We start from the raw sequence: 13,942 nt of genomic DNA on the forward strand, positions 1-13,942 counted from the left end.
GCCGGTCGCGGGCCCGGCTGGTGCCTTTTGCTGGCGATGGGGTGGTGCGTACGGATTCTTGAACAAGGACCGGTGAAGTAGCCCGGCGTTCAACTCGCGTTCACAAGTGGGCGGGAGCGTGTGCGCCGAACCGAGGCCCCCCACCCTCCACGGCACTACCACCGTCGTCACAGGAGACACCATGTCGCTCACCCGCAGGGACTTCGCCAGAAAATCCGCGATCACCGGTGCCGGGGTCGCCCTGGCGGGCAGCGTCGGCGCCCTCGCCACCGCGCCGAACGCCCTCGCCGCCACGGACACCGAGAGCGCCGAGGCCGAGTCCGCGCACGGGGGCCACCGCGGCGTCGGCTACGGCCCGCTGATCGCCGACCCCAAGGGCATCCTCGCCCTGCCCGCCGGCTTCTCGTACAAGATCATCACCTACAGCGGCAAGACCAAGCTGGAGTCCGGCGAGTTCACCCCGTCCAACCACGACGGTACGGCCACCTTCGAGGGCCCCCGCGGCACCACCCTCCTGGTCAACAACCACGAGCTGGCCGGCGCCCGCGCCCAGTGGCCGTACCCGGTGCCGCTCACCGAGGGCCTGGTCTACGACCCGGCGGCGGCCGGCGGCTGCACCGTCGTCGAGGTCCGCCGCGGCGGCGAGGTCGCCGAGTGGGTGGGCATCGCCGGCACCGCCACCAACTGCGCGGGCGGTAGCACCCCCTGGGGCACCTGGCTGACCTGCGAGGAGACCGAGGACAAGGCCGGCAAGAACGGCTTCACCAAGGACCACGGCTACGTCTTCGAGGTTGATCCGGAGGACCGCCGGGCCAACCGCGAGCCCAAGCCCATCAAGGCCCTGGGCCGCTACGCCCACGAGGCCGTCGTGGTCGACCCCAAGCGCGGGCACGTCTACCTCACCGAGGACGCCTCCGGCCCCAACGGCCTGTTCTACCGCTGGACCCCGCCGGAGGGCTTCCGCCACGGCCGGGGCAAGCTGCGCACCCTTGCCGACGACGCGGGCGTGCTCCAGGCGTTCAAGTGCTTCGACTCCGGCGGCAAGTTCGTGGACGACCTGTCCCGGGCCACGAAGATCGGCACCGTGTACGGCGTCGACTGGGTGGACGTCCCCGACCGTGACGCCAAGACCGTCTCGGTGCGCAAGCAGTTCACCGACGGCCAGGTCACCCGCGCCCGCAAGCTGGAGGGCATGTGGTGGGGCGACGGCGGTGTCTACGTCGTCTCCTCCTACGCCCGCCAGGAGAGCCCGGTCCAGCACGACGGCCAGGTCTGGTTCTACGACCCCAAGCGCCGCACGCTGACGCTGAAGGTGCTGCTCGGCGTGAACCCGGACCCGGCGAAGGACGGCGCCTTCGACGGTCCCGACAACATCACCGTCTCGCCGTACGGCGGCCTGGTCATCGCCGAGGACGGCGAGGGCGTCCAGCACCTGTTCGGCGCCACCGAGAGCGGCCGTACCTACCCGATCGCGCGCAACGAGCTGAACATCGGCACCGCCGAGGCGCCGGAGTACAGCGAGTTCACCGGTGTGACCTTCTCGCCCGACGGCAAGACGCTCTTCGCCAACATCCAGACGCCCGGCATCATGCTCGCCATCACCGGCCCCTGGAAGCGCCAGAAGTGCGACTGAGCTCCGCTCGGTGACTGATGCGCGGGCTCGTTCCCGCGGCCCCCTCCGGGAGTGATCCCGTGCGGGTGGCCGTGGGAACGGGCCCCGCGTCTTCGGGTGCCGCGTCAGGCACCGTTCGGCGCGCGGCCGCCGTCACTTCCTCGGATCGCGGCGGCCGGTCAGGACCGTCGCCGCCGGCAGCAGGGCGGCCAGGGTGATCAGGGCACCGGCGGCGAAGGCGTGGGCGGCGCCGTGGGTGAGGACGGCGCCGGGGGAGCCGGTGGTGTGCCGGGTGGCCGTGCCGTACACCGTGACCAGGACCGCCAGGCCGACCGTGCCACCCAGCCACTGCAGGGTCTGGAGCAGTCCGGAGGCCGCGCCCGCGTCCCTGGGGGCGACGGCGGACAGGATCGTGGCGTTGAGCGGCATGAAGCTCAGACCGAGGCCCAGGCCCACCAGGAGCAGCGGCCCGAGCAGCCCGGCCGCGTAGCCGTCCCCGGGCTCCAGCCGGGCCAGCCACCCGGTGCCGAGCGCGGCCAGGGACATGCCGGTCAGCAGCACCGGCTTGGTGCCGAACCGGGCCAGCAGCCGGGGGACCAGCCGCACGGTCGTGAACATCACCAGGGTCATCGGCAGGAAGGCGAAGCCCGCGCGCAGCGGGCTGTAGCCCAGCACCTGCTGGCCGAACAGGGTGAGGAAGTAGAAGGCGCCGAACATGCCCGCGGGCAGCAGCAGGATGCTCGCGTACCCGCCGGCCCGGTCGCGGTCGGCGAACAGGCGCAGCGGCAGCACCGGTTGGTCCGCGCGGGACTCCACCAGCAGGAAGCCGGCGAGCAGGACGGCCGCCGCGGCGAAGCCGAGCAGCGCCCGCGTGTCGCCCCAGCCGCCCTGCGAGACCCGGATGAACGCGTACACCAGCGAGGTCGTGCCGGCCGTCCCCGTCAGCGCGCCCGGCAGGTCGAACCGGCCCGTGTGACGCGGGGTCTCGGGGACGAACCGGGGCAGGGCGAGGGCCAGGGCGAGGCCGATGGGCACGTTGACGAGCAGCGCCCAGCGCCACGAGGCCCAGGAGGTGAGCATGCCGCCGAGGACCAGACCGACGGAGCCGCCGATGCCGGCCATGGAGGAGTAGACGCTCAGCGCGCGGTGCCGGCGCGGGCCGTCGGGGAAGCTCGTGGTGATCAGGGCCAGGGTGCTCGGGGCGATCAGGGCCGCGCCCAGACCCTGCGCCGCGCGGGCGACGAGCAGCCAGGCGCCGTCGGTGGCGAGGCCGCCGAGCAGGGAGGACAGGGCGAACAGCAGGACGCCCGAGGTCAGGGTGCGACGGCGGCCGAGGAGGTCGCCGACGCGTCCGCCGAGCAGCAGCAGGCCGCCGAAGGTCAGGGTGTAGGCGTTGAGGACCCAGGACAGGCCGGTGCGGCTGAAGTGCAGTCCGCGCTGGATGTCCGGCAGCGCCACGTTGACGACGGTGGAGTCGACGCCGACCATCAGGTAGGCGGTGACGATGACGAGGAGCGTGGTGCCGAGCCGCGCCGGTGGCGCGGCCTCGGCGGAGGAGGGTGCGGTGGTCGTGGAGGCGGACGGTGCGGACGGGGTGGACATGGCGGTCTCCCGGTCTGGGCGTCCCCGGGCACGCTGATTTCCGGGCAGGGGTGAGCTGCCCGCGAAGGACTGCGACGTAAGCGGGGACTGTCTCCGTTTAATGCTCGATAAGATACGGAGAGGGTCCCCGGTTTTGCAAGGAGTGAGTGGATGACGCAGGGCAGGCCCATGCGCGCGGACGCCCGGCGCAACTACGAGCGGCTGCTGAAGGTGGCGGCCGAGGCCTTCGCCGAGCACGGGGAGAACGCGTCACTCGACGACATCGCCAAGCGTGCGGGCGTCGGTTCGGGCACGCTCTACCGGCACTTCCCGACCCGGCAGGCGCTGCTGGAGGCGGCGTACGTCGACCGGATCGAGGCGCTCGGGGCGCGCGCCGACGAGCTGGCGGCGGAACGGCCGCCGGGCGAGGCGCTCATGGAGTGGCTGTACGAGCTGGCGGTCCGCACCCTTCAGGTGCGGGGGATGAAGGCCCTGCTCAGCTCGGCGGTGACGGAGCAGAGCAGCGCGGCGGCGCTGACCGCGTGCGGGACCGTGGTGAAGAGTGCGGTGACCCGGCTCGTGGAGGCGGCGCAGGCGGAGGGCGCGCTGCGGCGGGACGTGGAGCCGATCGAGGTACTGCGCCTGGCCCACGGAGTGGCTTCGGCGGCGGAGCTGGCCGGAGTGGGCGAGGGGGAGATCCGGCGCTACCTGGGGCTGCTGACCGAGGGGCTGCGGGCCGGCTGAGGTGGTGGTTGCCCGGCCGTGGCGGAGCTGCGGCCGGGGGACCGCCGTCAGGACGACGGCGAGTCCCCGGCACAGCTCGGGCTCCCCACCGCACTACAGGGCGCGAGCCCCCGGATCCACCATGTTCCGTACGGTGCGGGCCTTCACGAACTCGCCCATCGCCGTCATGTCCCACTCCCCGGAGAACTGGCGGACGAGCTTGGCCATCAGGACGCCGGTCCGGGGCTCCGCGCCGGTGAGGTCGAAGCGGACCAGTTCCTCGCCCGAGAAGGCGTCGACCAGCCGGCAGTACGCCTTCGCGACCTCGGTGAACTTCTGGCCCGAGAACGAGTTCACGGTGAAGACCAGCCCGGTGACCTCCTGGGGCAGCCGGCCGAGGTCGACCGTGATGACCTCGTCGTCGCCCCCGCCCTCACCGGTCAGGTTGTCCCCGGAGTGCCGGATCGCGCCGTTCAGGATCGTCAGCTTGCCGAAGTAGCAGCTGTCGATGGGGTTGCGCTGCGGGCCGTAGGCGATGACCGAGGCGTCCAGGTCGATGTCCTTGCCACGGAACGCCGGCTCCCAGCCGAGACCCATCCGCACCTGGGAGAGCAGCGGCCGGCCGCCCTTGATGAGGGACACGGTCTGGTTCTTCTGCAGGCTGACCCGGCCCTTGTCCAGGTTGATCTTCCCGGCGCCGGGCGTGGGAGCGGGCGGCGGGGTCACCGGCTGCGGCGGGGCGGCGGGCGCGGCGACGGGCTGCGGCGGAGCCGCGGGGGCGGCGGCCGGCTCCTCCACCGTCACGCCGAAGTCGGTCGCGATGCCCGCGAGCCCGTTGGCGTACCCCTGCCCGACGGCCCGCGCCTTCCACTGGCCGCCCCGGCGGTAGATCTCCACGACCACCAGCGCGGTCTCACTGCCGAGCTGCGGCGGGGTGAACGACGCCAGCACGGCGCCGCCGTCGGCCTCCCGGATCGTGGCCGTCGGCTCGATGCCCTGGAACGTCTGGCCGGCCGCGTCCGGGCTGGCCGTGACGACGATCTTCTCGATCTCCGGCGGTACGGCGGCCGTGTCGACCGTGACCGCGTCCGGCGCCGTACCGCCACCCGACCGGTACGTCACGCCCGGCCCCGTGGGCTGGTTGTAGAAGATGAAGTCGTCGTCGGAGCGCACCTTGCCGTCGCCGGTGAGCAGCAGGCCCGACACGTCGAGCCGCACCGGAGCGGAGACGTCCACCGTCACGCGCGCGGCCGGGAGAGGGATGTTCGAGCCAGGGGTCATAGCTGTCATGCCGGGAGAACGAACGACACCGCTTTACCGTTCCCTTACCCACCCCCGATCGGCTCAGGGCACCACCACGATCTTCCGCCCCACCCCCGCCGCGAACTGCTCCAGCGCCTGCGGGTACCGCTCCAGCGGGATCCGGTCGCTGATGAAGACGCCCGGGTCCAGCACGCCGTTCGCGAACAGCTCGGCCGCCCGCTCGAAGCTGTGCAGCACCGCCATGGAGCCGGTGATCGTGATCTCCTGGTTGTAGATCCGGTACGGGTCGATCGTCACGCGGGTCGCGTAGTCCGCCACCCCGAACTGGAGGAACGTGCCCGCCTTCGCGACCCGGTCCAGGCCGTCCTGGATCGCCGCCGCGTTGCCGGTGGCGTCGATCACCACGTCCCAGCCCTGCGGGCGGTCCAGTTCGTCGGCGTTCGCCGCGGACGCCGAGACGCCGAGCAGGCGGGCCGTCTCCAGGCGGGCCGGGTTGACGTCGACCACGTCCACGCTCGCCGCGCCGGTCCGCTTGGCCAGCTCCAGCATCATCAGGCCCATGGTTCCGGAGCCGTAGATCAGGACGTGGGCGCCCAGGCGGGACCGGAGGACGTCGTAGCCGCGGACCGCGCAGGACAGGGGCTCCACCAGGGCCGCGTCCTCGGTGCGGACGTGGTCGGGGAGCTTCACGCAGTTGGCGACCGGGGCGAGCGCGTACCGTGCCGCGCCGCCCGCCGTCGTCACGCCGATCGCCGCCCACCGCTCGCACAGGTTGTTGTGGCCCGCACGGCAGTACCGGCACTCGTAGCAGTACAGGGAGGGGTCCACGGCCACGCGGTCGCCGACGGCCACCTCGGTGACCTGGGTGCCGACGCCGACGACCTCGCCCGCGAACTCGTGCCCGGGGACGATCGGCAGCTTGGGCGCGAACTCGCCCTGGAGGATGTGCAGGTCGGTGCCGCACAGGCCGCAGGCCGCGACCTCGACGACCACCTCGCGGGGGCCCGGCGTCGGGTCGGGCACCTCGGTGACGACGGCACGGCCCACGGACTCGATGACGGCGGCCTTCATTTCACGGCTCCCAACGACAGGCCCTGGACCAGCTTGTCCTGGGCGGCGAACCCCGCGGCGAGCACCGGCAGGGAGATGACGAGCGACGCGGCGCACACCTTGGCCAGGAACAGGCCCTGGCTGGTGATGAAGCCGGTCAGGAAGACGGGAGCGGTCTCGGCGACCACGCCCGTCAGGACTCGGGCGAAGAGCAGTTCGTTCCAGCTGAAGATGAAGCAGATCAGGGCGGTGGCGGCGATGCCGGGCAGGGCGATCGGGGCCACCACGCGCGCGAGGATGACCGGAAGCCGGGCGCCGTCCACCCGTGCCGCCTCGATGACCGCGACCGGCACCTCGGCGAGGAAGGACTGCATCATCCACACCGCGATCGGCAGGTTCATGGAGGTGTAGAGGACGACCAGGAGCCAGATGTTGTCGAGCATCCCGGCGTTCTTGGCGAAGAGGTAGACCGGCAGCAGGCCCGCCACGGCCGGCAGCATCTTGGTGGACAGGAAGAAGAACAGGACGTCGGTCCACTTCCGCACCGGCCGGATCGACAGCGCGTAGGCCGCCGGGAGGGCCAGCAGCAGGACCAGGAGCGTCGAGGCGACCGATGCCACCGTGGAGTTGACCAGCGCGGGCCACGGGCTCGCCCCGCCGCCGCTGCCGAAGAACTCGCGGTAGCCGTCGAGCGTCAACGAGGCGGTGAAGGACGGTGGGTTGGCCGCCGCGTCCGCCTCGGAGTGGAAGGACGTCAGGGCCATCCACGCGATGGGCAGGAAGAAGACGATGCCGGCCAGCCAGGCCACCAGGCCGAGACCGTTGCGACGCAGTACGGCGGTCATGCGCGGGACACCTCCTCGCGGAACAGGGACGACACCACGCGCAGGGCGAAGGTCGCGATGACGATCGAGCCGATGACGACCAGGACGCCGGCGGCCGAGGCCAGGCCGTTCTCGTGGGCCTGGTAGAAGCTCTGGTAGACGGTGTAGGGCAGGTTGGCGGTGCCCAGGCCGCCGGACGTGATCGTGAAGACCGCGTCGAAGTTCTGGACGATGTAGATCGACCCGAGCAGCGCGCCCAGTTCCAGGTAACGGCGCAGGTGCGGGAGGGTCAGATGGCGGAAGATCTGCCAGTCGCTCGCGCCGTCGACCCGCGCGGCCTCGATCTGCTGCTGGTCCCGGCTCTGCAGCCCGGCCAGCAGGATCAGCATCATGAACGGCGTCCACTGCCACACCAGGGAGGCCTCGACCGCGAGCAGCGGGGTGCGGGAGACCCAGTCCGGCTGTGGACCGCCCACATAGTGCAGCAACCCATTGAGCAAGCCGTATTCGGGGTTGTAGAGCACATGCTTCCAGAGCAGCGCGGCGGCCACCGGCACCACCAGGAAGGGGGCGATGAGCAGGGTGCGGACGATGCCCCGGCCGCGGAACCGCCGGTCCAGCAGCAGCGCCAGCGCCAGCCCGAGGACCAGGCTGGCCAGCACCACGGCAGCCGTGAGCAGCACGGTCGTCCACACCGAGTGGCGCAGGCCGGCGTCGGTGAGCACCTGGCGGTAGTTGTCCAGGCCGGTGAAGCGGCGGGCCTTGGGATAGAGGGCGTTCCAGTCGAAGAAGGAGATCACCAGCGTGGCCACGAAGGGCAGCTGGGTCACCACGATCATGAAGACGAGGGCCGGCAGGAGCGGGGCGCGGGTGGCCCAGGCGCGCAGCCGGGCCGACGGCTGCCCGACCGTCCGGGTGGGTGTGGCCGCGAGGGGGGCCGTGGTCGTCGCTGTCATCGTCCCTCGTACTCCTTGGAGATCTTCTCGGCGAGCGCTTGCGACTTCTTCAGGGCCGCGCCGACGGACTGGCGTCCGGCGATGGCCGCGCTGATCTCCTGGGAGACCTTGGTGCCGAGGTCGGTGAACTCGGGGATGCCGACGAACTGGATGCCGGGCGCGGGCCGCGGCTGCACCCCGGGGTCGTTCGGCCGGGCGCTCTCGATGGCCTCCTTGGTCATCTCCTGGAACGCGGCGGCCGACTTGCGGTAGTCGGCGTTGGTGTAGGTCGACGCCCGCTTGCCCGCCGGGACGTTCGACCAGCCGCTGGTCTCGCCGACCAGCTGCTCGTATCCCTTGCCCGACGCCCAGGAGACGAACTTCCAGGCCTTGTCGGAGTTGCGGGACGCCTGCTGGATGCCCCAGGCCCAGGTGTAGAGCCAGCCGGAGGACGTGGTGCGCTCGACGGGGGCGGGGGCGTAGCCGAGCTTCCCCTTGACCGGGGAGCCGGCCGCCTCCAGCAGTCCGGCCGCGGAGGTGGCGTCGTACCACATGGCGACCTTGCCCTGGGTCATGTTGTTCAGGCATTCGGCGAAGCCGGACTGGGCGGCGCCGGACTCGCCGTGCGCGCGGACGAGGCCGACGTAGAACTTCGTCGCCTTCTGGAAGGCCGGGGAGTCCAGCCGCGCCTTCCAGTCCTTGTCGAACCAGGTGCCGCCGAAGGTGTTCACGACCGTGGTCAGCGGTGCCATCAGCTCGCCCCAGCCGGGCAGCCCGCGCAGGCAGATGCCCCGCATGCCCGGCCGGGCGCCGTCCGCCTTCGCGGCCAGGTCGGCGACCTGCTGCCAGGTGGGACGGTCGGGCATGGTCAGGCCCTTCGCCGCGAACACGTCCTTGCGGTACATGAGGAAGGACGACTCGCCGTAGAAGGGCTGTCCGTAGAGCTTGCCGTCGTCGCCGGTGAGGGACTGGCGCATCGGCTTCAGCACGTCCTGCTCGTCGTACGACCGGTCCTTCGCGACGTAGGAGTCCATCTCGTGGAGCCAGCCGTTGCGGGCGTAGATCGGTATCTCGTAGTTGGACAGGGTGGCCACGTCGTACTGGCCGGCCTGGTTGGCGAAGTCCTGGCTGATCTTGTCGCGGACGTCGTTCTCGGGCAGCACCGTGAAGTTGACCTTGATGCCGGTGTCCTTGGTGAAGTGGGCGGCGGTCAGCTTCTGCAGCTCGGTCATCTGCGGGTTGTTGACCATCAGGACGTTGATGGAGTCGCCGCCGGAACCGGTCCCGCCGGCACCGGCCCAGCAGCCGGAGAGCAGCGGGGCGAGCAGCGTCCCTGCGGCGGCCAGGGCGAGCGTGGCTCGCGGCCTCCGTCGGCTCGGGGTGCGCATGGATCGCTCCTGAAGATCGGGAAGGTGGGGAAGGTGGAAAACGGGGGCATAAGGGGCGCTCGGGGGTGAGGAACGCCCCTGGACGGGGGGCGAGTCGGGGAATGGCGGGTCGGAGGATCAGACCCTGATGACCTGCGGGCCCAGCAGGGAGTAGCGGTGGGCCTCGGCGGCCGGGAGCAGGGTGCTGGTCACGATCGCCTCCAGCGCGCCGATCTCCGCGAACCGGCAGAAGCTGACCGCGCCGAACTTGGTGTGCACGCCCGCGAAGACCGTGCGGCGGGCGGCCCGGACGGCCTGCGCCTTCACCTCGCTGACCGCCGGGTCGGGCGTGGTCAGGCCGTGTTCGCGGGAGATGCCGTTGGCCCCGATGTAGGCCAGGTCGATCACGAAGCCGGCCAGCATCTTCGTCGTCCAGTGGTCGACGGTGGCCAGCGTGCCCGGACGGACCCGGCCGCCGAGCAGCAGCACGGAGACCTGGCCGGCCTCCGCGAGGGCGCCCGCGACCGGCAGGGACGCGGTGACCACGGTCAGCGGCCGGTCCCTGGGCAGTGCCTCGGCGATGAGCTGGGGGGTGAAGCCCTCGTCGACGAAGACGGTCTCGGCGTCCCCGAGCAGGTCGGCCGCCGCGGTGGCGATCCGGCGCTTCTCGGGCACGTGGCTGGTGGCACGGAAGGCGAGGGTCGTCTCGAAACCGGCGCTCTCCACCGGATAGGCGCCGCCGTGGGTGCGGCGGACCAGGCCGTGGTCCTCCAGGGCGCGCAGATCGCGCCGGATGGTCTCCTTGGCCACGCCCAGGTCGGCGGCGAGCGCGGTGACGTCCACCGAGCCGGTGGCGCGGGCGGCCCGCACGATCTCGCGCTGGCGTTCTTCCGCCGTCCTGGTGGTCATCTCGTCACCCACTTCCCTGTGGAACTGCCCGTTCGGGCCCTGGGGGAAGTTCTACCGCCGGTGCGCGGCGCTGACCAGGCCTGTTGCGGGCCCGATACTGCCCGCTTGTGCCCGCTTCGCACGGGCCGTGCCCGCCGCGGACCTGCGCGGCTGTCCGGGGCGGGGTGGGATCGGGCACGACGGATGCCCGGACACGACGGCGGGCGGGCCCGTTCGGCGCCCGCCCGCGCGCGTGGACGATCGTTTCCGGCCGCCGGGAGCCCCCGGGAGCCGGCGAAGGGTCAGTACGGCCAGATCGGCGGGTCGTTCACGAAGTGCCCGCCCAGGTGGCTGTGGGCCGGGTTCTCCGGGTCCAGCTCGCCCTGTTCGGCGATGAGCTTCTCGGCGTACGGCTCGGAGTCGTCCTGGGGGTCGTAGCCGAGCGCCCGCGCGGTGGTCAGGTCCCACCACAGGCGGGTGTTGGCGGAGGAGCCGTAGACGACCGTGTGGCCGACCTCCTCGGCGGTCAGGGCCGCGTGGAAGAGGCGGGCGCCGTCGGCCGGGCTCATCCACACCGAGAGCATGCGGACGCTGGTGGGCTCCGGGAAGCAGGAGCCGATGCGCACCGAGACGGTCTCCAGGCCGTGCTTGTCCCAGTAGAGCTGGGCCAGGTCCTCGCCGAAGGACTTCGACAGGCCGTAGAAGGTGTCCGGGCGGCGCGGGGTGTCGACGGGGATCAGCGGCTCGCCCGCGCGCGGGGCCGGGGTGAAGCCGACGGCGTGGTTGGAGGAGGCGAAGACGATCCGCGGCACGCCTTCGACGCGGGCGGCCTCGTACAGGTTGTAGGTGCCCTCGATGTTCGACTTGAGGATCTTCTCGAAGGGCGCCTCCAGCGAGATCCCCGCGAGGTGCAGGACCGCGTCCACGCCCCGCACCGCCTCGCGCAGCGCCTCCCTGTCGCCGAGGTCCGCGGTGATCGCGTCCGGCTCGCCCTCGACGGGGCGCACGTCGAACAGGCGCAGCGTGTAGCCGTACTCCGGCAGCAGGGACCGCATCAGGGTGCCGAGCCCGCCGGCGGCGCCGGTGAGCAGGATGGTGCGGGGAGCGGGCATCCTTCGATCTCCTTGGGGTCCTGAGGTCAACAGCCGCATGCATGGACAGTATTCACATTCGTGGACACGCTAGGGAGGGCTGCGGTGCCCCGTCAAGTGTGCCGTGACAGGCGGAAATCCGCTGCTGTGTTGCCCGTTCGGGCGCTTGACCCGCTCCAATGGCGGCCCGTAGCGTGAAGTCGTTCAGAAATATAGACATCGATCAGAAACATGCACCGACAGGGAGCGCCCGTGACGCCAGCCCCTCTCGCCGCCCGGCTCCGCGATCCCAGCGGGCCGCTGTTCTTCCCCGTCACGGCCTACGGCCCCGGCGGCTCACTCGACCTGGACGCCTACCGCACCCATGTGCGCCGCGGCGTCGCGGCCGGTGCCGCCGCCGTCTTCGCCTGCTGCGGCACCGGGGAGTTCCACGCGCTGCTGCCGGAGGAGTTCGAGGCCTGCGTCCGGGTGGCCGTCGAGGCGGCCGAAGGGCGCGTCCCGGTCGTCGCGGGCGCCGGTTACGGTACCGCCCTCGCCGTCCACTACGCGCGTCTGGCCGCCGGTGCGGGTGCCGACGGCCTCCTCGCCATGCCGCCGTACCTCGTCCTCGCGGGCCAGGAGGGCCTGCTGCGGCACTACCGGGAGGTCGCCGCGGCCACCGGCCTGCCCGTCATCGTCTACCAGCGCGACAACGCCCTCTTCACCCCGGCGACCGTGGTCGAACTCGCCCGCACCGAGGGCGTCATCGGCCTCAAGGACGGCCTCGGCGACCTCGACCTCATGCAGCGGATCGTCAGCGCCGTCCGCACCGAGGTCCCCGGCGACTTCCTGTACTTCAACGGCCTGCCCACCGCCGAGCAGACCCAGCTGGCCTACCGCGCCCTCGGCATCACCCTGTACTCCTCCGCGGTGTTCTGCTTCGCGCCGGAGATCGCCCTCGCCTTCCACCGCGCCCTGGAGACGGACGACCTGCCCACCGTCCACCGCCTCCTCGACGGCTTCTACCGCCCGTTCGTGGAACTGCGCGCCCAGGGCCGCGGATACGCCGTCTCCCTCGTCAAGGCCGGGGTACGGCTGCGCGGCCTGGACGTCGGCGAGGTCCGGCCCCCGCTGCACGAGCCGGCCGAGGAGCACGTCAAACAACTCGCCCGGCTCATCGAACGCGGCTACGAGCTGCTGGAGGAGGACGCGTGAGCGAGCACGGCCACGCCCTGCCGGAGGGACGCGTGGGCGAGGACCGCCACGCCCTGCCGAAGGGGGACGCGTGAAGGCGTCGGCGTTCGTCTACCCCTGGGACGTCAACGGGGACCCCGCCGCCCCGGAGCGGATCGCCGGACTCGGCGTGGAGCAGGTGACCCTGGCCTCCGCCTACCACTCCACCCGTGCCCTCACCCCCCGCCACCCCCGCCACCGCATCGTCACCGCCGAGTACGCGGCCGTCCTCTACCCGCCGGGCGACCGCTGGGCGGGCCGCGGCCTGCGGCCCTACCCCGCCGGCCGCTGGGCCCCCGGCAACGCCTACGGGCAGGCCGCCGAAGCCCTCGCCGCGGCCGGCCTGGAGGTGCACACCTGGGTCGTCCTCGCCCACAACTCCCGCCTGGGCGCCGAACACCCGGACACCTCGGTCGTCAACGCCTACGGCGACCGCTATCCGTGGGCCCCCTGCGTCGCCCAGCCCGCCACGCGCGCGTACCTGGTCGACCTGGCCGCCGAGGCCGCCGTACGCCCCGGCGCGCACGGCACCGAACTGGAGTCCCTCGGCTGGTACGGGCTTCAGCACCTGCACGCCCACGACAAGACCGCCGGCGTCGGCCTCGGGGACGCCGGGCAGTACCTGATGTCCCTGTGCTTCTGCCCGTCCTGCCGCACCGGCTACGGCGAGCACGGACTGGACGCCGACGCCCTGGCCGGCGCCGTACGCGAGGCGCTGGAGCCGCTGTGGCGGGGCGCGGCGGACGACGAGGGCTGGCCGACGGTGGAGAAGCTGCTAGGCGAGGACACGGCGGCCGCCACGCGCGCGTGGCGCGACACCACCGCCCGCACCCTCCAGGAGGAGGCCGTCACCGCCGTACGCGCCGCCGCGCCCGACGGCTTCCAGGTCCTGCTGCACGCCGACCCGGTCCCGTACCACTGCGGCGCCAACGTGGGCGTCGACCCCGCCCACATCCTGTCCGTGGCCGACGGTGTGGTGGTGCCCTGCACCGGCGGCACCGCCCTGCTGGCACCCTTCGCCGGGCAGGCGCGGGAAGGCACGGTGCTGGCCGCCAACTTCACGGTCGTCGCGGGGATGGGCGGCAGCCCCGGCACACTCGCCGCGGACGCGGCACGCGCGCGCGGCGAAGGCGCGACGGAACTGCGGCTGTATCACGCCGGGTTGGCGTCGGACGGTGACCTGGCCGCGGTGCGGGAGGCGCTCGCGGGGCGCTGGGCCGGGGCAGGGAGCGGCGCCGGGCCGTAGGGTGGTGGCGGCACGCGTGCGCCCTTGGTGCCGTGCTGGGCCGTAGAGCGGCACCCAAGGCCCGGGGCCGGTGGGTCGCGCACGGGCGTGTGCCCATGGCGCGACGGAACTGCGGGTGTGTCACGCCGGGTTGGCGTCGGACGGTGACCT

Annotated in this window: 12 protein-coding genes; 4 read left to right on the forward strand and 8 right to left on the reverse strand. The window is 72.3% G+C overall.

Annotated elements, in window-relative coordinates; genetic code table 11:
- Positions 1-181: 181 nt before the first annotated feature.
- A complete protein-coding gene (locus OO52_RS08105; RefSeq protein ID WP_030642478.1) occupies positions 182-1,633 on the forward strand; it encodes a PhoX family protein in 1,452 nt (483 codons plus the stop codon).
- Between the two features lie 132 nt (positions 1,634-1,765).
- On the opposite strand, the gene OO52_RS08110 is transcribed toward OO52_RS08105, so the two are convergent.
- Positions 1,766-3,214: an MFS transporter gene (locus tag OO52_RS08110; RefSeq protein ID WP_030642480.1), complete on the reverse strand. Its 1,449-nt coding sequence runs from the start codon at positions 3,212-3,214 to the stop codon at positions 1,766-1,768.
- A gap of 150 nt (positions 3,215-3,364) precedes the next feature.
- On the opposite strand from OO52_RS08110, the gene OO52_RS08115 reads away from it, so the two are divergent.
- Positions 3,365-3,937, forward strand: a complete 573-nt coding sequence (locus OO52_RS08115) for a TetR/AcrR family transcriptional regulator (protein ID WP_030642482.1) — start codon at positions 3,365-3,367, stop codon at positions 3,935-3,937.
- Between the two features lie 93 nt (positions 3,938-4,030).
- On the opposite strand, the gene OO52_RS08120 is transcribed toward OO52_RS08115, so the two are convergent.
- The 7 genes from OO52_RS08120 to OO52_RS08150 all read right to left on the reverse strand — a co-directional run bounded on the left by OO52_RS08120 (position 4,031) and on the right by OO52_RS08150 (position 11,355).
- Entirely contained in the window at positions 4,031-5,197 is a 1,167-nt protein-coding gene (locus tag OO52_RS08120) for a TerD family protein (RefSeq protein WP_030642484.1), read from the reverse strand.
- Between the two features lie 63 nt (positions 5,198-5,260).
- Entirely contained in the window at positions 5,261-6,250 is a 990-nt protein-coding gene (locus tag OO52_RS08125) for a zinc-dependent alcohol dehydrogenase family protein (RefSeq protein WP_030642486.1), read from the reverse strand.
- The gene (locus OO52_RS08130) at positions 6,247-7,074 is read right to left on the reverse strand and encodes a carbohydrate ABC transporter permease (protein WP_030642488.1); all 828 of its coding nucleotides are present in this window, start codon (positions 7,072-7,074) and stop codon (positions 6,247-6,249) included. Before OO52_RS08130 ends, OO52_RS08125 begins: the two co-directional genes overlap by 4 nt.
- The gene (locus tag OO52_RS08135) at positions 7,071-8,009 is read right to left on the reverse strand and encodes a carbohydrate ABC transporter permease (protein WP_030642490.1); all 939 of its coding nucleotides are present in this window, start codon (positions 8,007-8,009) and stop codon (positions 7,071-7,073) included. The genes OO52_RS08130 and OO52_RS08135 overlap by 4 nt, the downstream gene beginning before the upstream one ends.
- Complete coding sequence (locus OO52_RS08140; RefSeq protein WP_030642492.1) at positions 8,006-9,376, reverse strand: ABC transporter substrate-binding protein; 1,371 nt, start codon at positions 9,374-9,376, stop codon at positions 8,006-8,008. The genes OO52_RS08135 and OO52_RS08140 overlap by 4 nt, the downstream gene beginning before the upstream one ends.
- A gap of 117 nt (positions 9,377-9,493) precedes the next feature.
- Positions 9,494-10,264 (reverse strand): DeoR/GlpR family DNA-binding transcription regulator, encoded by a 771-nt coding sequence (locus OO52_RS08145; RefSeq protein WP_030642494.1) that lies wholly within the window; start codon positions 10,262-10,264, stop codon positions 9,494-9,496.
- A gap of 281 nt (positions 10,265-10,545) precedes the next feature.
- Positions 10,546-11,355: an NAD-dependent epimerase/dehydratase family protein gene (locus OO52_RS08150; protein ID WP_030642496.1), complete on the reverse strand. Its 810-nt coding sequence runs from the start codon at positions 11,353-11,355 to the stop codon at positions 10,546-10,548.
- A 231-nt stretch (positions 11,356-11,586) separates the two neighbouring features.
- On the opposite strand from OO52_RS08150, the gene OO52_RS08155 reads away from it, so the two are divergent.
- Together OO52_RS08155 and OO52_RS08160 are read left to right on the forward strand one after the other, a co-directional pair.
- Positions 11,587-12,528, forward strand: coding sequence for a 5-dehydro-4-deoxyglucarate dehydratase (locus OO52_RS08155; RefSeq protein WP_030642498.1), 942 nt, complete (start codon positions 11,587-11,589; stop codon positions 12,526-12,528).
- A gap of 70 nt (positions 12,529-12,598) precedes the next feature.
- Positions 12,599-13,792, forward strand: a complete 1,194-nt coding sequence (locus OO52_RS08160; protein ID WP_030642500.1) for a hypothetical protein — start codon at positions 12,599-12,601, stop codon at positions 13,790-13,792.
- The last annotated feature ends 150 nt before the right edge of the window (positions 13,793-13,942 follow it).

It is taken from the genome of Streptomyces flaveolus, from assembly GCF_000716535.1.
In the GTDB taxonomy this organism is placed as follows: domain Bacteria; phylum Actinomycetota; class Actinomycetes; order Streptomycetales; family Streptomycetaceae; genus Streptomyces; species Streptomyces flaveolus_A.